The sequence below is a fragment of the Serratia nevei genome, from assembly GCF_037948395.1.
In the GTDB taxonomy this organism is placed as follows: domain Bacteria; phylum Pseudomonadota; class Gammaproteobacteria; order Enterobacterales; family Enterobacteriaceae; genus Serratia; species Serratia nevei.
Genome location: NZ_CP149941.1, coordinates 90831 through 109210 on the forward strand (window position 1 = coordinate 90831; position 18380 = coordinate 109210).

At 46.5% G+C, this 18380-nt stretch carries 18 protein-coding genes and 1 pseudogene; 2 read left to right on the top strand and 17 right to left on the bottom strand.

From position 1 onward, the window contains the following. Positions 1-9: 9 nt before the first annotated feature. From V8N38_RS25925 to V8N38_RS25945, 5 genes are all read right to left on the bottom strand, one after another. Positions 10-570, bottom strand: coding sequence for a recombinase family protein (locus V8N38_RS25925; protein ID WP_147840397.1), 561 nt, complete (start codon positions 568-570; stop codon positions 10-12). A gap of 205 nt (positions 571-775) precedes the next feature. After that, on the bottom strand, positions 776-1657 hold the full coding sequence (locus V8N38_RS25930; protein ID WP_147840396.1) for an NmrA family NAD(P)-binding protein: 882 nt from the start codon (positions 1655-1657) through the stop codon (positions 776-778). 205 nt (positions 1658-1862) lie between these two features. Then, complete coding sequence (locus V8N38_RS25935; protein ID WP_147840395.1) at positions 1863-2438, bottom strand: O-methyltransferase; 576 nt, start codon at positions 2436-2438, stop codon at positions 1863-1865. Positions 2439-2532: 94 nt separating this feature from the next. Beyond that, positions 2533-3045, bottom strand: coding sequence for an ester cyclase (locus V8N38_RS25940; RefSeq protein WP_187181572.1), 513 nt, complete (start codon positions 3043-3045; stop codon positions 2533-2535). Between the two features lie 23 nt (positions 3046-3068). Continuing rightward, positions 3069-4082, bottom strand: coding sequence for an alpha/beta hydrolase (locus V8N38_RS25945; RefSeq protein ID WP_147840393.1), 1014 nt, complete (start codon positions 4080-4082; stop codon positions 3069-3071). Positions 4083-4164: 82 nt separating this feature from the next. On the opposite strand from V8N38_RS25945, the gene V8N38_RS25950 reads away from it, so the two are divergent. Further along, the gene (locus V8N38_RS25950; RefSeq protein ID WP_187181571.1) at positions 4165-5109 is read left to right on the top strand and encodes a LysR family transcriptional regulator; all 945 of its coding nucleotides are present in this window, start codon (positions 4165-4167) and stop codon (positions 5107-5109) included. Between the two features lie 21 nt (positions 5110-5130). Here the strand turns inward: V8N38_RS25950 and V8N38_RS25955 are convergent. The 9 genes and pseudogenes from V8N38_RS25955 to V8N38_RS25995 form a co-directional block, all read right to left on the bottom strand. Beyond that, a pseudogene (locus V8N38_RS25955) lies at positions 5131-5286 on the bottom strand (IS3 family transposase); the annotation flags it as partial. 227 nt (positions 5287-5513) lie between these two features. Further along, positions 5514-7085 carry an L-serine ammonia-lyase, iron-sulfur-dependent, subunit alpha gene (locus tag V8N38_RS25960; protein WP_147840390.1) on the bottom strand — a complete coding sequence of 524 codons (1572 nt, stop codon included), beginning with the start codon at positions 7083-7085 and terminating at the stop codon, positions 5514-5516. Then, a complete protein-coding gene (locus tag V8N38_RS25965) occupies positions 7082-8179 on the bottom strand; it encodes a hypothetical protein (RefSeq protein ID WP_147840389.1) in 1098 nt (365 codons plus the stop codon). The genes V8N38_RS25960 and V8N38_RS25965 overlap by 4 nt, the downstream gene beginning before the upstream one ends. 569 nt (positions 8180-8748) lie before the next feature. Then, positions 8749-9303 carry a helix-turn-helix domain-containing protein gene (locus V8N38_RS25970; protein ID WP_147840388.1) on the bottom strand — a complete coding sequence of 185 codons (555 nt, stop codon included), beginning with the start codon at positions 9301-9303 and terminating at the stop codon, positions 8749-8751. A gap of 652 nt (positions 9304-9955) precedes the next feature. Beyond that, the gene (locus V8N38_RS25975; RefSeq protein WP_149506051.1) at positions 9956-12316 is read right to left on the bottom strand and encodes an LPD7 domain-containing protein; all 2361 of its coding nucleotides are present in this window, start codon (positions 12314-12316) and stop codon (positions 9956-9958) included. Between the two features lie 13 nt (positions 12317-12329). Then, the gene (icmT, locus tag V8N38_RS25980; protein WP_129993769.1) at positions 12330-12629 is read right to left on the bottom strand and encodes an IcmT/TraK family protein; all 300 of its coding nucleotides are present in this window, start codon (positions 12627-12629) and stop codon (positions 12330-12332) included. After that, positions 12626-13786, bottom strand: coding sequence for a plasmid transfer ATPase TraJ (traJ, locus tag V8N38_RS25985; RefSeq protein WP_129993768.1), 1161 nt, complete (start codon positions 13784-13786; stop codon positions 12626-12628). Before traJ ends, icmT begins: the two co-directional genes overlap by 4 nt. A gap of 11 nt (positions 13787-13797) precedes the next feature. Then, a complete protein-coding gene (locus V8N38_RS25990; RefSeq protein WP_129993767.1) occupies positions 13798-14586 on the bottom strand; it encodes a type IV secretory system conjugative DNA transfer family protein in 789 nt (262 codons plus the stop codon). Continuing rightward, on the bottom strand, positions 14583-15041 hold the full coding sequence (locus V8N38_RS25995; protein ID WP_241993392.1) for a DotD/TraH family lipoprotein: 459 nt from the start codon (positions 15039-15041) through the stop codon (positions 14583-14585). The genes V8N38_RS25990 and V8N38_RS25995 overlap by 4 nt, the downstream gene beginning before the upstream one ends. Positions 15042-15303: 262 nt before the next feature. Between V8N38_RS25995 and V8N38_RS26000 the strand changes: the two genes are divergently transcribed. Continuing rightward, a complete protein-coding gene (locus V8N38_RS26000) occupies positions 15304-15810 on the top strand; it encodes a DapH/DapD/GlmU-related protein (protein WP_129993766.1) in 507 nt (168 codons plus the stop codon). Positions 15811-15861: 51 nt separating this feature from the next. On the opposite strand, the gene pilV is transcribed toward V8N38_RS26000, so the two are convergent. From pilV to V8N38_RS26015, 3 genes are read right to left on the bottom strand one after another with little or no spacing between them, the layout of a single operon-like run. Next, positions 15862-17214, bottom strand: coding sequence for a shufflon system plasmid conjugative transfer pilus tip adhesin PilV (gene pilV, locus V8N38_RS26005; protein ID WP_241993391.1), 1353 nt, complete (start codon positions 17212-17214; stop codon positions 15862-15864). Further along, positions 17211-17879: a prepilin peptidase gene (locus V8N38_RS26010; protein ID WP_129993765.1), complete on the bottom strand. Its 669-nt coding sequence runs from the start codon at positions 17877-17879 to the stop codon at positions 17211-17213. Before V8N38_RS26010 ends, pilV begins: the two co-directional genes overlap by 4 nt. Continuing rightward, positions 17879-18364: a lytic transglycosylase domain-containing protein gene (locus tag V8N38_RS26015; protein WP_129993764.1), complete on the bottom strand. Its 486-nt coding sequence runs from the start codon at positions 18362-18364 to the stop codon at positions 17879-17881. Before V8N38_RS26015 ends, V8N38_RS26010 begins: the two co-directional genes overlap by 1 nt. Positions 18365-18380: the final 16 nt, after the last annotated feature.

Sequence of the window (18380 nt, forward strand, 5' to 3'; positions counted from 1 at the left end):
AATGAGATGTTAATCAGACTGTTTCAGATATTGATACAGCGTTTCACGACTAATACCAAACTCGCGAGCAAGCTGGGCTTTTTTCTCACCATCCATTGCTCGCCGTCGAACTTCAATTTGTTGTTCTGAGGACAGTGATTTTTTCCGTCCACGGTAAGCTCCACGCAGCCTGGCTAAAGCGATCCCTTCGCGCTGACGTTCATGGATTAAAGAACGTTCGAACTCGGCAAAAGCCCCCATCACTGAGAGCATCAGGTTTGCCATTGGTGAATCTTCGCCAGTGAATGTCAGGCATTCTTTCACAAATTCGATACGCACTCCCTTATGGGTAAGCTTTTGTACCAGACGGCGCAAATCATCCAGGTTACGAGCCAGCCTGTCCATACTATGAACCACCACGGTGTCGCCATCACGCACGAATGACAACAGTGCATCCAGTTCTGGCCGCTGGGTATCTTTACCCGATGCTTTATCGACGAAGACTTTATCCACTTGAGTTTGATCCAGTTGCCGTTCTGGGTTCTGGTCAAAGCTACTTACCCGGATATAGCCAATACGTTGACCTTTCATACGCCTCCAATACTGAATGTGTCAGGAAATAATCTATGACCTTTCATTACTTGTGTCAATAAATGCACAGAGTGACTTTATTCTGACAGTTTTTCATTATCAGGCCTGACGTCAGGTTAGGGTATAGCTTAGTCTGACAGAACGTTTTAGTAGTATAGGCCATCTTATAAAAGGCCATTGCATCTACATTAATAGCGTTAATTGTTTAGCTTTTCAGTTCAGGCTTCGACATTGCGGACATTGCTTCGTGCAAAGTAACTTTCCCGCGAATATTTTCATGTGTTCCTTCAAAGGAGATAAGTCCCGAGTTGAAGCCAGAAAACATTTCTACGAAAGCATCGACGGTTACTTTCGGAAAACCTTGACTTAACATGCTGGTAGACCAGTCAATATCGCTTTCTTCCATCGCAATAATGGAGCGACTCAAAAGCTGTGAAAATGCTTGCGCTGCATCCTGTGGTGAGTAGTCTTTGGGGCCATAAAGTTCGACAATGCGGTTATGCTTGGACAAGTCACACATGAGAGTTGCTGCGCAACTCCCAATGTCCAGTGCGCTGACCATGGGCAAATCACGGTCGATAGGACGAAACATCGATGGTAAAATGCCTTTATCATGAACTGGTTGTATCGACCAAGCCCAGTTCTCCATAAAATTTGCTGCACGCAATATAGTTAATACTCCTTTATAACGCTTGAGTTGTTGTTCAAAATCGAATGTCGTAAGTATGTTCCCGGTAGCAGTGGAATGCTGAGATCCAACTGACGATAGGGCGACCGCACGCGGAACCCTGGCAGCATTGGCCGCATCTATAAGACTCGCATGAACCTGACGTGCTTGAGCAAAGAGATCTGGTGCGAAGTAAGCCGGTGGATTCATGAGATATACTGCCTCAACTTGATGAAAGGCCTGAGTCAGTGACGCTGTATCGCATATGTCAGCTATAACGACTTCGGCTCCCTTTTCACGCCATTGCGCAGCCTGTGCATCGTCGCGTCGAACGATCATGCGAATTGACTTTCCCGCATCCAGTAGTGCTTTGCTTAGAGCGACTCCGGTTTGACCAAATGCGCCTGTAATGGCATACATATATATTTTCCTTTTGAGTTTTATATCGGCCTTATTAGACGTAAGACCTAATAATGCGGTTGCTTGTCTAATCAAGCAACACTATGAACTGCGTGCTATTCTGGGAATCTCCAGCGGAGATGTATCAAAACTACGGCCTATTAAAATAATTTTTTAAGCTACGCAAGGCGACTGGTTTGGAACGGACCAATGTTGGTGGGTATTATCAGAGCTTCACCCGGACTATTGTTTTTCCATTCTCAATGGGCATCTTCATTACCCAATAATCTATATTATTTAGATAGCCATCAATTTCACGCCTCTCCAGCTTACCTGCAAGAGATGTATTTGCGCAGATCATCAACCCACCAGTGCGTAGTAGATTTCTGACCTGATTGAGTACAGCGATTGATGGTTCATATCCATCAAAGAAAACCGCATCGTATTCAGGAGAAAAATTCGCGAGCACATCAGCAAACATGCCGTGATGAACAGTAATTCTTCCAGCAAGTCCTACGGATGCAATGAGTTCCTTAGCAAGCTGGACATGTGTAGCGTCACCCTCAATGGTGTCAACATGCGCAGACTCATGGCCTTTCGCAAGACAACATGCGGTGAAGCCAAGTGCTGTACCCAATTCGAGAATGCGTACAGCTTTATGCGACTGCACCAGATTGATTAACCCAGTACCGTCTTCAAAGGTATACGCCCCGCAACCATGACTTTTCCTGTGCGCGCGGGTTGCCTCCTGAATATCAGTCAGCTCATCATTTACGCTGAAGTTGGATTCTACATTTCTCATTCTTGTTTTGTTTGCCAAAATTTGATTGGTTATTATTCACGCTGGGGAGATTTACTAAACCTCATAGAAAATTGAAATCGCCCATTTTGAGCTATTAATTTTTAAGAGGCAGGGCACCCATTTGGAACATTCCACTAAGCCAATCTTCCACGTGCCACGTCTGGACAACCTTACCATTGCACAGCTCATGAACATCTAAAGCCATGATTTGAATTGGCTTGTTTGATGGCTGAATACTGGCAAAATTACCAAGCTGAGTAGCCCGAATGGTTGACCTGACAACCACTTTATTGCCCTGAACGATGAAATCTTCATTTGTTACGTTCAGATCTGGAAAACTCGCATAGTAATGATCCAAAGCGCCTTTCATTCCTTCTAGACCTGGCTGCTGACCTGGGGCCATGGGTACATCAATCCAGTCTTTTTCCAATACAACATCTAGTTGATCTTTATTTTTACTGCTAAACGCCTCATAAAAATTTTTAACCAGCGCAATTGCTTTGGCTGGCGGTAATGGAGAAGCACATTGAGTTGCCGCGTTTGCGTCGCCAAACGTCATGATCGATGTGGCCAATATAGCAGCCATAAGCAAATAAGACTTTTTCATGGTATTTCCTTTGAGACAGGTGGTTAATTTAGATGTTGTGTGAGCCATTGGGAAACCGTTGCCGCAGCAGGATCAATGACGGTCGGGTCGTCATAAAAGCGTGTATGAAATACGCCGGGCACGATAACCAGCCTCTTATCCTTTGACGCAATTTCATCAAAAACGTGTTGAGCTGCAGGGACGTTACCGTCAGACATTTCGCCATGAATCATCAAGGTCGGAATGGTGACTTTTGGCGCGTACGAATCGACATCGAAAGACCAAACTTCAGCATCACTCATGGTTGCATACCGGTTTTCCCAACGGCTAGGTTTCAGCCATTTTTCAGTCGTCCATGGATGGTACCAGTCATAGATTGGCTTCCACGGGAGCCCTGCGGCTTTGTCCGTTTCGCTGATAACTTCGGTGTATTTAACCTCGCCTGTCTTTTTATATATTTCAAGGGCATTTTTTCCGCGTGCTATTCGATCCAATCTTGTTGGGCCACCGCCCCCAAAAAATCCATCAATATTGGCAGGATAAATGTATTGCCCCGATACTAGCGTTAATGCCTTCACCCGTGATTCATTGGATGCGACGGCCAACATTTCAGATGTTCCCTGGCAAATACCCAATAATGCCAAACGATTTACGTCGACTTCGGGTTGTTTCTCAATAAAGTCAATTGCTGTTTTAACATCCTGAATTTTGGCGCTAGGGCTCTCCAAGCGCCTTGGTTCACCGCCGCTCTCCCCGCTATAGCGTGGATCAAATATCAACGTCACATAACCGTCCCGCGCAAGTCGAGTAGCGTATTGCAATGGTGATTGTTCTTTAATCGAGCCAAAAGGTCCCAAAATAACGACGGCTGGTTTTTGGGCCGGATTGCCGGATGGGGAGAATAGCGTTCCGACAATATTAGCTCCATGACTAATAAAGTTAACTTGCCTTACTTCGTACCCACCGCTCTTGAAATTTACTGTGTCAGCCATTGCTGCGTTAGCAGTAAAAAATGCGCTGATTAATTGAGTCGTTACGGTTTTATTTAAGTTTGGCATTGCATTACCTTTCCAGAATGATGTTGACTAGATTTTGAATTCATCCTACATTACTGAAAAGATCTACGAATGGATGTCCAGCATGCAAAAAACGGATGCAGAAGGCGCAGGAGAGCTGACTGATCTGAACCTAATGAGGTTCCTTGACGCATTGATACGGACACAAAGTGTTACTCGCAGCGGTGAGCATCTTGGGCTCAGTCAACCTGCCGCCAGTCGGACAATGTCGAAGTTACGAGCAACGTTGAATGACCCGCTACTGGTTAGGACCAGCCAAGGCTATGTACTAACCCCATTAGCGCAATCATTAGCTATCGCTGTTTCCAAGGCTCTAGCGGCCGCAAGCGATGTGTTCTCGTCAGCGAAGTTTGATCCCGCAACGAGTACTAGGACGTATCGTATGGCTACTACTGACTATGGAGCACACGTAGTTTTTCCTGAAATTGCACCCGCTTTAGAGAGTATTTCCCCGAATATTCATCTTTTGATTTCGGCATGGAAATCAGACACACTGAACGACCTTGAGACAGGCGCTATTGATCTGGCTTTGTACGCTGACGATCAAATTCCGGGCGATTTTCATTTTATAGATATTTTTCGTGAAACCTATGTTCTGATAGTGAAAAGTGGGCATCCCATAACAAATCAAAGTTTTGATTCACTTTCATACTTTCTGTCTGTGGTATCAAAATATAAACATGTAGTTGCTCGGTATCCAAATAGTCATATTGATTCAGGCGATGACGTATTGGCGCGTCTCGGTGCAAAAATGTCGAATCCGCGAATTTCTCTCCCTTATTTTGGTGTGGCTCCAATGATAGTAGCCGAGTCGAATCTCATCATGGCGGTCCCCAGTCGACTTGCCAAGCACTATGCAAATGCTAGTTATGGCCAGGTTGAAACTATCCCAATTCCCACAAATACAGAAGATTTCGCGTATCGCTTAATTTGGCATGAGAGAGCGCATCGCGATCCTGGAGTTCAGTGGCTTAAAAATCACATTAAACAGGCCTTTTCATCGCGTTAGCGTGCTTTATTTTCCGTTTTCTGAGACGACCCCAGTATCATCGGGCTGACGTTTACATCGACGATCCTGCCAGTCATCCGGACGGCGGGCTATCGCATGAAGCTGCGCACGTGAGACCCGCAAGCAGCGACTGACGAAGCTTATTCGCCATCCTCTGGTAACAAGGGTACGTGCGCTATACCGTTCATTACGCTCAGTGGATAGTAGTCTGTACAAAAAACAGGCTTGGCGTAGGATATTTTCCGTTTTCCAAGAGGATCCTTTGTAGCTTGGCCTAGCGGAACAGAGGCTGACATAACAGCAAAAGACAGTGAAGAGCTAAATGTACCCACGACACAATATTATTTATTAGTATCGTGGGTTGCGCCATAATTACGTGCACGTCAGTTATTAGCCAACAATTATTACAACTTTTCCCGTTTAATCATTAAACTATCTGAAATATTTATCCCTGTTTTGGTTGTACATAATCCACCCTTGCAAGTACAACGAAAATCAGCTGGCATTTTCTTTCCAATGTCATACATTGAGAGGATTGTTTCATCTAATGGTATCATCGGATTAAAACCCCATAACACCATATTAGCTGATAATGCAGCATTAGTTACCGAACTTACATTTCGACTTATACAGGGAATTTCAGTTAATCCACCTACTGGATCACATATCAGACCAAGCATATTTTGCATAGCCATTGATGCAGCCTGAAAAGCCTGTTCAATAGTGCCTCCCAACATCTGCACAAGCCCGCCTGCGGCCATTGCGCTTGCCGAACCATTTTCGGCCTGGCAAGCGGCGACTTCCGCGCCAAAGGATGCATTATTCGAAATAAATGAACCTATTAAACCGCTGACCAGCAAGCCCTTAATAATCTCTTCTCTTGACAAGTCCATACTCTTGCCAATGATAATTATACTTGCAGGAATGACACCGCTCGACCCTGCTGTAGGTGCAGCTACTACGATATTATGGGCACAACTGTTTTCCATAACTGAAATCGCAGCCAGCGCAGCTTCATTTAATACCCCAGAGGGAACAACACGGGTTTTTGCGATCGCCTCTTTCATTTCCTGTCCTTTATAAGGTAAAAAACCATATAAAGGTGTGGACGAAGGATCTGGCGGGATAGTTGAATGCCTCATAATATCATAGGTTTTCTCCGCCAGTTGCCAGACTTGCTCAGCTGTTGTATAACCTAAAGCTACTTCGTAATCCAGCGCTATCTCCCACATCAATTTTCCTGTCGCTTTGGCATAATCTAAGGCTCCAGCGGCGTCAGAAAATGGTGTAAAAGGTTTATGCTTCATTTCTACAGGCATGATTGCCGGAGCGTGTTTCAACCATATCACTACAGAACGATGGACCAGAGATAGCAAAAATTCTCGAGTGGTTTCGTCAAACGTTGAAATGGAATAGAGAATCTTGTCATCCTTTTCGCAAGATGTAATCTCAGCCTTTACACCGCGCAACATTTCAGCTACTAACGATGCTTCAGATGATGAACAGCAAATAAATATTTGCTCTCTACAGCCGTCAATAAACACTGGAAAACCATTTAATTCGACGATCTCGAACATCCCACCGCCAGTGGAAAATGTCAGAACTGACAATTCGATTTCATCATCTGCATTATATACATTAATCAGAGCTTCATTTGGATGGCGGGAAGATAGCTTTTGTTTGGAAAACCAAATATTTTTTCCCATATTCCGGGCTATCTCAACCGCATCCTTAACCTGAGGATTATCTGTTTTAAAGCCGATAAGCCCTCCAGTGAAGCCATAGTTTGACCCCTGACCAATATACGTTTCAGGATAAGAACCACTCTCATCAAATATTACATTAGCTTTAATGATTTCACGCCCAAACAGTAAACGGGTTTCTAATCCAATTCTGGCGCAACCCGCTGAATGAGAGCTGGAGGGACCACACATAACTGGCCCCAGTACATCATTAAAAATACTATGAACCATCATGCAGCCTCTTTATTTGTGAATTTCGAAATATAGATTCGAATAAATTTAACAACCATGAGAATAACAATAAATGAACCAACATACCCACTCATTATATAAACAGCATTAATAATGACATCGAAAGGTAATGCAATTGCACCCAGCAGAGCAATAAGGGAGACCCCCCAGATGATGAGTTTATGTTTTTTGGTACCCTCTTCAGAGAATTTAATTGCAATCACATGCAGTAACGGCGTTGAAATAGTATAGATAGCGAAGAATATTAAAGCACCAAACGCGATACCAAGCGGAGCCCAGATCTCTTTAGCAAGGAAAAGATTAATAATCTGCTTACTGGCAACCTGGTCAATGTTTGATGTAATGGCATACGACGCAACTACATCCAGCAATGCATAGATAATCAGGCCAATACTTTGCCCAATTACTAATGGTTTAAAATCAAATTTCGTTGCCAAATCTGCTGAAAATGCAGCTAAGAATAGAACCATCAGACCTACTAAAGAAACACCTGAGAGAAACCAGTTCGGGGCAACTTTAAGAAGCTCAAAATCGTTTGCTTCTATACGTGTGGCGTTAATATCAACATTGCCGCCATTCATAACGAGTGTTGCTATGCTTACAATGACAACAAAAGCTGTCAGAAATGGCATTATGATACCAAGTGATTTTAGAATCGAATTAAGGCCTACAGTAACGGTACCCGCAGTTATAACTGCTGTAATGACTGCGCCAACAATGAGCGGTAAACCATATTGTTCTAACAAGATGGAACCGCCAGCAGCGATCTCAGCAACGAACATAGTAAAACAGAATACAAGGGAAAACCATTCTATTACTTTGCCGATCATTGGCCCGCAGAAGAATGCAAATACCTCTGTCCCTTTAGTACAACCGCCATATTTACCCGCATAGATAAAGCCGATATTGACGATAATGATGACAAAACTGAATACCAGCCCCACTCCTACAGCGTTGTGACCGAAAGGAACGAAAAACTGTATGGTCTCCTGACCACTCATAAAGCCACCACCAATCAGGTACCCCAGACTTGATGCAATAAATATATATACTTGACTTAAAAAGAGTTTGTTCATTAAATCCTCCTGATGCAGAGCCAAATTGCTGTAATTTAGATGTCTTAATTATTCACTATTGTAAAAAAAAATTTATTTTTTTCATGATAATGAATTTACGCTATCATGAATCCACATCTTCTACATGTGCATATATTCACTATTATGATTTTAATTTCATCTTTGTGAATTAGATCAAGTTTACTAATGACCGACAGCTGAAGTGGAAGCAGGACACGCAGGTAAACGGGCCGATAGAGATAGCCTGCTTTTAGTTAAATATTAGAAAATTAACGAATAATTAATTTCGAGAGGAATTCGGGAGACAGAGGCTGCCCTAGAGCAATTTCTCTTTCAGGCCGTCGTCTGTAACCCTTCTCACTATAGACTAAGGAGTCAGGACCTGTTTGAGGTATAGGTACTCCCGGTTGGGTTTCTCTTTAACAAGCTGTTCGGTAGAGGAGTCCTAGAGAGCAAAACCGTAACTGTCGATCTTCATAAGAACAGGAGAGGCATCATATTCACGGTTGACATCTAAACAACGTCATTATGTGAACACATTTATCAAAAACTAATTAACATACCAAAAATCAATTTTTCTTATAAAACCAGTAAGTAATACAAGTTTTATCGCCAATATTTTTAAAGGTATGCAACGTATTTTTTTTAATATATATAGCATCACCTTCATGGATGATATATTCATTACCCATCATTTCAACGCATAAACTTCCTTGAGTGATGATGGCTATCTCATCATAATCATGCCCCCATGAGGTTCGTTCATAATTTATCCCTTTTTCTACAGTGATACAGATACCTTCTATATCATTTTTCCCGTTATTAAGCATTTCATACTTTACTTTCCCTTTTTCAGAAAAAAAAACCTCCCTTTCATTGGCCCGGACAACAGGATTCGTATTTTCATCGTGATGAGTTAACACATCAGTAATATTTACATTTAATGCAGAACAAACTTTTTGCAACTGATAAATGGTTGGGCTTATTATGCTTCTTTCAAGATTGCTCAGGTAACCGCTCGATAACCCACTTACAGCTGATAGCTGCTGCAAAGTCATACCTTGTTGCTTTCGAATTTCTTTTATTTTATGTCCGACATTACAATTCATAAAATCATCATTCATTTACTTATTGCGCTCACCATATTCAGGATAATTGATAGAGATTATCCTGAAATCTAATAGTGTCAAGAATATATGCTAAGAACAGAGCGCTCAGGAGTGTTACATGGAGTAAGCACTTCCAATGTTCAGTGGATTGCAGATGGGGGTGTACTCCCGCGCTATACGGTACTTTCAGTGATTTGAACTTAATCGGATAACCTAAATGCGATACCGCAAGAGCGACAACTTAAAAGCGATAGTCTCTGACGCAAAATCAATCCGTTACGAATCTAGATGGGGTTCTACGCCGGAACCGCCGAAATTTCCGTTACCCCAGTTTCAGCCCGGCGACCAGCACATCCAGGTCAATAATTTCATTGCTGTTCTGGAAGGTATAATGCCCGTTCAGCAAAATGTGTTGCCAGGCCACCGGCGATACCGCACCTCCAGAAGTGAAGTATCAACTATGAAGCAATAGACGGGTCAATACCAAAATATCTATTTGGCTCAAACAAATATCGCTCTTATTTGTTAGGGAATTGTAACGGGAGAGCGAGTAAGAACCGACCGCTCATACAAGATAAACCGCAGGTTTATGGTTTTAAACGCTTAGCCCAGAGTTGACAGAAATTTCGGCGGTTCCGGCGTAGAACCCCTGTTACCTGACCACTTCTTAATGCGACAGAACCATCTGTTGCAATGGCAGTGAAAGTACCGCGCTGGTTAAAAAATGTACTTGGCGTACGTTTTCGTACGGTTGGGCTTCAAACCCCTTGGCCTGTCCATGATCGAGTAGTGTGCCGGTCAATCCCGCTTCGCCTTCAGCACGACTGGCATTTTGCGCCGCCTCTTGTGGCAGCGTTACCGGTTGAAGCTCTGGCGGCAAGGCGTTTGCTGATTGCATCGAAACGGAGGATTTATTGGGTTCCGCTGCATCAGGGACAATCGCGGATATCGGTGATCCCACCGGTGACGGTTTGTCAGCGGGGGCAGGTTCGTCGGTGAGGCGCTGCCTTGCCTCCTCAAGCATCACCTGCTGTTGGGCGTTCTTCATTTTGAGGTCGAGGTTGTATTCCGCAATCAATGTGATGGCTCGTTGTTTGAATTCGTCGCTGCCGGTGAGTTCAATACGACCACGGTACTGCTCTCGCGCAACCAACAGAGCACTCAGGATCATGGCGTCGTTCTGGCTGGCTTGGGCAGTCGCCATCAACAAGCGATCGCCGTGGTCAACAAACGCCGCTTCGCCGGCAAAAAGATATTTCACTGAACGACCGTCTGCTGCCATTTCATGAGTGATCTGTTGCATTAAGGCATCCAGATCTAATGGTTTCGCCGCGCGCGTCTGGCTACCAATAGGCGTCTCAATGTGGATACCGTCGACTTCTTCAGAGGATGAAGTTGGAGCCGCCTGTTCCTTTTCTACCGCAGGTCGCGGTGCCAGACGACTGGCAAAAGAAATGGGTTCCTCCGTTACGGAGTCTTCTGCCTCCGAGCTGGAGATTGTTGCAGTAGCTGCCTGTTTTACAGGTTCTTTGTGTTCTATAGATGCGGACTGCTCATCTACAGAAGGAGGAGATGGGATAACGGTAGGGGCAATTTCTGCCGTTTTTGATATTTCTATAAGAGCCTCATTCTCCATGACGGCGTCTGCTATATGGCTGTAGTCGGTGAACTCGTTTGGCACATTGGCAGTTACGTGATCGGGCAATGCCTGATCTGATACTGATTCAGCGACGTTAGGCGTAGGTTCAGAAGGTTCATCGGTAAGCACTGGCGGAATAGCTACGGTTTCTGTGTCGTTAGCCACATGATCTGGTTCCGGGTTGGTCATCTCTGGTACGACCGGAGTATTTGGCATGGTTGCCTCTTGTTGATGAGTAGGTTTTAGCATTGCCTGCACCGGGGATAGCTGTTCGCTCAGTGCCGCCAGTCCGTGAGCAATATGCAGATCATTGAAGTCCGTTAACTCCTGCTGGCGCTCCGCCGGGCTGAACGTTGGTAATAGAACCATGCCACCGGTTAGTGCCGCGGCTTCTTCTGCTTTTTCTTTACCTGGATTACCCGGACGTTTCGGCTTAGGCAAGTCGTCATCTGCTAAAAAAATCATGGGACTATCGGGGTATTTATTTTTCAGCGCGCCAGCGACTTTAACCAGATTGCCGGAGTCGACGGTCATTACCACTGGGTGATGCAGTGCCATTGCGCCGCTGGCTGCGGTGGCGTATCCCTCTGCCATTACAATGGGGGAGCCATTCTTAAGCGTACCTCCGACGACGAAGAAACATTCCTCTTTCTGACCGTTTTTGGTCAACATCTTGGCACCGTCCGGCTTGATGGTTTGAAGAGAACGAATCTCACCGTCGACGTTGCTCAGGGGGATTTTCAGGTTACCTTGGCGATCGAGGCGCACTCCCGAAGATGCCTTGACCATTTTTCGTTGAAGATAAGGGTGATCATGGCTGGCCTGAGAGAGTTGTGCGTAAATGCGACTCTGGGTTTTAGCGACAACATTTTGTTCGTTTTTTATTTCTTCGTTACGTTTATAGCGTTCTTGAGCTGCCAGCGCTTTTTGATGCGCAAGAACGGCCGGATCGGGTTTTTCCGTAGCCAATGACCAAGTGTGCCTCATTCCTCCGTCTCTGTGGTCGGCGAACCATCCGTTAATAAAACCGTTGAGGTGACCAACATACACACCGGATTTTTTTCCCGGCTTGTCGTCCTGCATGGCAATTCGGTGTGTCTTGCCATCCATTTCCAGCATGTCTCGTCTATTAAAGACGCCACCGAGAGACTCAATAAAATCTTGAAACTCCCTTTTTGTATCACCTTGCTTTTCAGGTTTGGCCAATGTGGGATCGATACGCCACTTAGCGAGTTTGCTGAGATCAGCCCCAGGGTTGGCATACCAGGATTTAGCTTCGCCATCGAAGGTGAGGGCATTGCTTCCATCCGGAAGTTTTCCCGCTGCGCGAAACGCTTCTTTGCGTTGTTCAACGGGGATCACCAAATAGGTGGGTTCGGTAGCTATCATGAGGTTTCCTTACTTATTCGAAAAACTTGCGATACCACCAGGGACGGCCGGTGACTGAGGTTCCGCGGAGTAGGTGGTGGAGACGCTGAAACAACACCGTTGGGGTTAATCCGAACAGGGACAAAATTTTGTAAATGCCGAGTGCGAGTAGGCAAAACATGAAAGTCATCATGGATGGCCAAATGGCGCAAAGCAGAAACAGCAGGTACACCAGAACGGGAATGCCGAGGATCGTTGCCTGCCGCCCGCTATCGAGCCAAGGTGAATAGTCTTTCCCACCGCTGTCGATCCAGGGGGAATTGTTTTTGCTCATAAACCCTCCTTGTTTTTCGCAGTAAACAGCGGATAGCCCATGACCTGTTTCGCGGTCTCTTCATCAACACGCCCGGCGGTAAACAGTCGCCATGTGTGGTCAACAATGCGATGTTCCCGTGCAGCAAGTTCACCGTTAATCATTTCTGGCCAGCGCGAGTAGTGAACTTCACCTAATTTTCGGCGCCATGCTTCATCAAGCAGAACGTATTCCCGAACCGCTTGGCGTTTACCGTCGGTGGTCGGCAGCAAACGCTGTACGATCAGGAAACGTAATGCATCGAGAAGGTCGAAGGCGACTTGCTCGCGAGCATCGGCCGGCGCCATGAGGATGCATCGAGAAAATGCATGGCCAGGAGAAAATGCGTGCAAAGTGCTGAGTGTCAGGTGACCGGACTGGGCGCACGCTACTGCTGCTTGCAAGGTCTCGAGGTCGCGAATTTCACCAACTCCGATGAGAGTCGGTGCCTGACGTAATGAGAGACGGAGCCCGTGGGCAAAACTTGGAACGTCGCGGCCGATTTCCGACTGCTGAGGTCGCAGCTGCCAGGTAGGCCCGCCGAAGAGGTATTCGACCGGATCCTCGTAGGTAACAAGCTTCCCGTGCGGATGCGTTTCTCCGTAGTGCTGATATATCGACGCCAACAGAGTGGATTTTCCGGAGCCGGTCACGCCACAAACCAAACCGAGGCCATCGAGGGGTAACAGGTTATGGCGCAAGTCGTCTTCCAATCCCAGGCTGTTCAATGGTGGGATAGAGGTTGGAATGACACGCAGCGTTACGGCCATAGCGGTATTAAGCGCGCCGATCGTAGCCTGAATGAAGTTGCTGCGAAAACGGACTCGCTCCCCGCGTTCCAGTCCGTACCGGCCAGTATTGTCCCCTTCAAGTTGTAATGGCCGATCTGCGCCTTGGCCGCTTTGCACCATGGCCTTGATATCAGGTGTATAGATACTGTCGATTAGGTGTAAGAGTTTGGTGTGATCCAGAGGGAACTGACTGGCAGTAACTTTACGGCCATAATGATCCACGATGATTTTGCTGCCACTTTGCAGATGAATATCGGAAACTTTATGGCGGTAACAATGGATGAAAAATCCACGGAGCTTGTCGGGGGAGAGTCCCCCGCTGAAGTCGAAATCGGTGAGGGGTGTCATCGTTGCTCCTGTTATTTCCCGATGTTAACCGTTGGCTTCCAGCGCTTTTTATCCAGCTCGAATCCAGCGTGTTGTTTGAGCTCGCGGGTTCGATCGCCGATAGCCACCTTGTCGCGGGAACCCGTGACTGTCTGCAGCTGTTCACTGACGACCGGCGGGGTAATGATCCCTTGCTGCAGCAGTGTGGTGTAACGCAACATGCCTGTGTAATCGCGAGTCAGGCGGTTGAAATTGCTCTCGAGCGTGCGATCAGCACTCTCGCGCCCGTCCTGCCAACCTTTTTCTACCGCGGCGCGCCACACAGTTTCTTCATTTCCGTTCTTTGGGCGGATGTCAGTGGGAATATCAGTATTGATAGTCAACCCAGCCAGCAAATACTGCCGCCAGGTGGGCGGATTACTGACGAACCGTTCTGGTAGCAGGATGCTGTAAGTCTTATTTGCTGTGCGAATCTGCCTGTCAGTAATGTGTGCCAACGATTCTGAAGCAACTATGACCGGCGGTAACCAACCCTGACGGCTAATCAGTGGTGCGAAGGTGTACATTCTGTTCAGTGCGTCGTTTTGGGCGTTTAAAGCTTGCTGCAGCTCCCAGGCGCGCTGCGCTTTGCCGCCGCGGAAACCCACGGTTTGCCCAGCTTCGTTCATCAACTGCCAGAGAGTGTCGTTCAATCCATGTTTATCCGGCGCCTTTGGCGACAAGTAAGCCCCGATATCTGGGGGCGGCCCCCCATCCAGAACGGCCGCACCGGCCGCTGTGCTGAGCAACCCCAGCCCGAGGGCAAGAGCGATTTTTTTCATGCCGGCATTCCTTTTTTAAGGGGCAACATGAAGAACAGACGCAGCTCATGCGATTGCTGTTCAAGCTGTGCCCGCCAGTCTATTTGTGTTCGCACAAGGCGCAGTACTTGTTCGAAGGTGACGTCGCTGGCATGCAATGTGAGTGGCAACGGAAGTCGCACGCCGGTATAGGCGAATGACAAGCCGCGCATGTGAGCCAGTTGGCTGAGTAGTTCGATGGCATCGCCATCCCAATCGACAGTAATGCGTTGTGAATTGGCGGTGATCTTGGGTGTGAATAAAACAGGTCGAACTTGATTCAACGCGTCAGATTGATAGAGCGTCGCTGTGATGTTCTGGATTGACTGCGCCGCGGGAGTGACGGCCACTGCTGGAGTGACAATAGAGTGTGGCGTTGGAGTACAGACGCAGCCGCTTAAACCGAACAGGGCGGCGATCATAGGTAAACGTTTCATGAAAGGATGTCCTGCGAGATATGGATTATTGGTACCTGATTACGTTGAATACACTTAGACGTTTCTTGGTGCCCGTTTGGCACCACCACAATAAATGACAGCATGTAAAAACCTCATAAGTCCATTTATTTACATGCGCACTTTAAAATTGGGTAATGAACGAACTTAGCTTGAAAATTAAATGCAAGCGATTGTTTAAAATAATGATTGAATTAGTTTTTATTGAAATATATAATTGGTAATCAAAAAAAGAGACATTGAAATGTTATTTTTCTACACATCCAGTTTTTGCAAAAATATAAAAATATCTCGAGCTAGAGCTATCATAAACTCAAGGCTTCTATCAAATAAAAAAATAAACACTCTTCTGAAAAAATCTGGGGTTTTATTTGATGGGGATAGCGTTATCACTCCACCTTTTTTTTATGAGTTTGGGAAAATTAAATTAGGTAGCAATGTATACATCAACGCTAGCTGTAACTTTCTTGATAACGCCAATATATCAATTGGCGAAGATTCGCTTATAGGGCCTAACGTAACATTAACAACCGCTAATCACATCGTCGATCCCGCATTGAGGCACGCAGAAGTCATTACTGCGCCTATTACAATTGGAAAAAACGTATGGATAGGTGCTGGTGTAGTGGTACTTCCGGGTATACACATTGGAGACAATAGCGTAATTGCAGCCAATAGTGTAGTCACATCTAATGTCCCAGCTAACAGCTTATTCGCAGGTTCACCTGCGAAATCCAAACGAGAAATTTGATTGTTATATTTAACAGCAAGATTTCAATCTTGCTGTTAATATTATTAAAACTCAGTTATTAGCACACCAAGCAACAGCCTGAATACATGAACCTCCTGCTACTCCCCCCCCCGTATATATCTGCCATCCGTTACCGTCTTCGGTGGGCTGGTTTAGATCCGGAGCATTCCATCCATCCCCCCCCCAACGTGATAATATATATCCTCCAGAGAGAAGTTGTTTGCCTGAAGGACAATATGCTTTTGAAAAGTTGTATCTTCCGCAAGCATCCCCCCCAGAAACCTTCTGAAAATCTTTTAATTTACCAGGTGCATTCCATACCCCATTTTTACAATAAAGTACAGTTCCAGACTCATCACGACTTAAAAGCCCATTAGGGTTACAACCCCAGCCTTCATTTGCCTTACCATCGAGTTGTAAATATTCGCCAACCGATGCCCTTCCGTCTGCTCGAATAGACCCACCTTTCAGCTGACCACCGGTATAAATACCTTTGTTATTCACCGAACGAATCCAGTCGTTGTCATCCATGTAAAATCCGCCCCCGTGATCTTCGTTGAGCCAACCTTTACCATGTTTGGTAATAAGCCAACCGGAATTACTTCGAATATCACCATTCGAACCAATCCAACCGTTCGACCAAACGCTATCATGCGCACTCAATCTCTTGGCCGTGACTTCTTCGCTATAATTACCTGATTTGGCATTTATATTGTTCGCGTTATTCAAGTCATTGGCGCCCATATCAATCGCTGTGTGCATCTTATTAAGATCGGGACGACCGTTAACCTGGAAGCGATACAAGCGATCGTTCTCTTCAGCCCCACCTGCCAATACGTCGGACGTCAGGTAAGCGGCCAGGTGTCCACTCTGTCCACTTAGCCCCATATTCGACAGGTTGACCTGCCAGCCACCGCCGGCACCGTTGGCAACATTGACGGGTTCGATATACCCGCCCAAGCCAGACGTGTTCTGAGCGATATAGCGTTGGCCCTTGAACGTAATATTTTGACCGCCGGCGGTCAAAACAAAGGCGACCAGCTTGTCGGATTGCGAAGGATTGCGTGTCACGGCAAGAATATAGGTTTGGCCGTTATTGTTGGTCAGGGAAAACCCCGCCGGCAAATACCCTTTATCGCGCAGGGTCTGGCCGGTTACCGTTACGTTGCCGCCCCCCTTTACCTGATTCAGCAACATATCGTAGTTATCTTTCACGTATCGACGGGCACCCTCGCTCACTGTGCTCAGGTGTGTCGCGGTAACGACCCATGTTTGTTCTTCTATATAGTTCGAATATCTTTCCAGCCCAATAGGAGCGGCAATCAACACGATCGCCAGAACGATGGCCATCGAAACCAACGCGCCCCCCCGGTTAATACGAGGAGTGGCATTTTCAGCAGTCATAGGGCACCTGAAGAAAGCAATTGAGGAGAGCTACCGGCTACAACTGCCAGTAACACGAATAGCCAGGGAGCATAAGGTTGAGTCTTTTTGTTCGTCAGTAATGCCCCTGCGATAAACAGCAATAATGCACATCCGCTCAGCACGCTGGCGAGCTGCCAGGGAAACCAGGCACTCAGCGCGGCGATCAAATGCACATCGCCCATGCCGAACCCTTCTTCACCCCGCAGATGCTTGGCGCCGTAGTGAAAGGCATAGAGGAACAAAAACATGCCGATACTGCCTGTAAGTGCCTCAGTCAGGGTAAGTGCACTTCCAGGCATCACGGTAAACAGCAGACCTGTCAGCCAAAAACCCGAGGTATACCGAAGCGGTAGCCAGTAATTGCGCAAATCGAGCAGTACCATGGGAATGCCCCAGGCCAGCAGCCCCAGAATTTTGACGGTACCTAACCAGGGATGGCCCACAAGGGCCGTTGTTGCGATCAGTGCAGTACCGGTGCCGACGAAAACTATTGTGACGCCTCTGATCTGCCGCCGAGTGAGGGGCGGGCCATCATGTTCAAGCAAGAATTTTTTCGCTCGATGAACCAACGGCTGGGCGCCAATAAACAGAGTGGTGCCGGCGCATACCATCAGCAAAGAGAACTTCAGGAGATATAAAGCCATCAGGCAGCACCTCCTTTTAGTTTCATGTACATCGCATACACTTTCCGCGCGTAAATCATACGCCGCGGACCGTTGTTATCTGCGAATCCGGCATTATAGGAGCCGAGGCATTGCCAATTTACCCCGCATTGTTTGAGGTGCTTTGCCAATATCCAGGCCCCGATCTGCACGTTGAGACAGCTGTTGGTCAGCAAATCCTGCTCACTGCGGATGAGGCCCAGCGCACGCAGCTGGGGAATATGTCGGTCATTGATTTGCATCAGCCCGAAGTCACGGCTGGTAACACGTCCGGCTTTATCGCGATTTTTGCCAATGGCTTGAGGATTTAGGCTGCTTTCGACAGTTGCCATTGAGCGAAGTAATAACGGGTCAACTTTATAGCGTGCACCCGCCTCGTTAAAACAGAAAGCCTGTGCCGGCAACGAGAATAATAATGTCCAGCCCAGCACCTGGCAGGCCAGGGCTCGTTGAAAGGAAAACAACATGAGAATGCACTCCAGA

Bases quoted from the DNA above. Each gene is read 5' to 3' on its own strand.
- V8N38_RS25975 (WP_149506051.1), bottom strand. From the start codon at position 12,316: ATGATAGCTACCGAACCCACCTATTTGGTGATCCCCGTTGAACAACGC.
- V8N38_RS25935 (WP_147840395.1), bottom strand. From the start codon at position 2,438: ATGAGAAATGTAGAATCCAACTTCAGCGTAAATGATGAGCTGACTGAT.
- V8N38_RS25965 (WP_147840389.1), bottom strand. From the start codon at position 8,179: ATGAACAAACTCTTTTTAAGTCAAGTATATATATTTATTGCATCAAGT.
- pilV (WP_241993391.1), bottom strand. From the start codon at position 17,214: ATGACTGCTGAAAATGCCACTCCTCGTATTAACCGGGGGGGCGCGTTG.
- V8N38_RS26000 (WP_129993766.1), top strand. From the start codon at position 15,304: ATGTTATTTTTCTACACATCCAGTTTTTGCAAAAATATAAAAATATCT.
- V8N38_RS25945 (WP_147840393.1), bottom strand. From the start codon at position 4,082: ATGCCAAACTTAAATAAAACCGTAACGACTCAATTAATCAGCGCATTT.
- V8N38_RS25990 (WP_129993767.1), bottom strand. From the start codon at position 14,586: ATGAAAAAAATCGCTCTTGCCCTCGGGCTGGGGTTGCTCAGCACAGCG.
- V8N38_RS25925 (WP_147840397.1), bottom strand. From the start codon at position 570: ATGAAAGGTCAACGTATTGGCTATATCCGGGTAAGTAGCTTTGACCAG.
- traJ (WP_129993768.1), bottom strand. From the start codon at position 13,786: ATGACACCCCTCACCGATTTCGACTTCAGCGGGGGACTCTCCCCCGAC.
- V8N38_RS26010 (WP_129993765.1), bottom strand. From the start codon at position 17,879: ATGGCTTTATATCTCCTGAAGTTCTCTTTGCTGATGGTATGCGCCGGC.
- V8N38_RS25950 (WP_187181571.1), top strand. From the start codon at position 4,165: ATGCAAAAAACGGATGCAGAAGGCGCAGGAGAGCTGACTGATCTGAAC.
- V8N38_RS26015 (WP_129993764.1), bottom strand. From the start codon at position 18,364: ATGTTGTTTTCCTTTCAACGAGCCCTGGCCTGCCAGGTGCTGGGCTGG.
- icmT (WP_129993769.1), bottom strand. From the start codon at position 12,629: ATGAGCAAAAACAATTCCCCCTGGATCGACAGCGGTGGGAAAGACTAT.
- V8N38_RS25995 (WP_241993392.1), bottom strand. From the start codon at position 15,041: ATGAAACGTTTACCTATGATCGCCGCCCTGTTCGGTTTAAGCGGCTGC.
- V8N38_RS25940 (WP_187181572.1), bottom strand. From the start codon at position 3,045: ATGAAAAAGTCTTATTTGCTTATGGCTGCTATATTGGCCACATCGATC.
- V8N38_RS25970 (WP_147840388.1), bottom strand. From the start codon at position 9,303: ATGAATGATGATTTTATGAATTGTAATGTCGGACATAAAATAAAAGAA.
- V8N38_RS25960 (WP_147840390.1), bottom strand. From the start codon at position 7,085: ATGATGGTTCATAGTATTTTTAATGATGTACTGGGGCCAGTTATGTGT.
- V8N38_RS25930 (WP_147840396.1), bottom strand. From the start codon at position 1,657: ATGTATGCCATTACAGGCGCATTTGGTCAAACCGGAGTCGCTCTAAGC.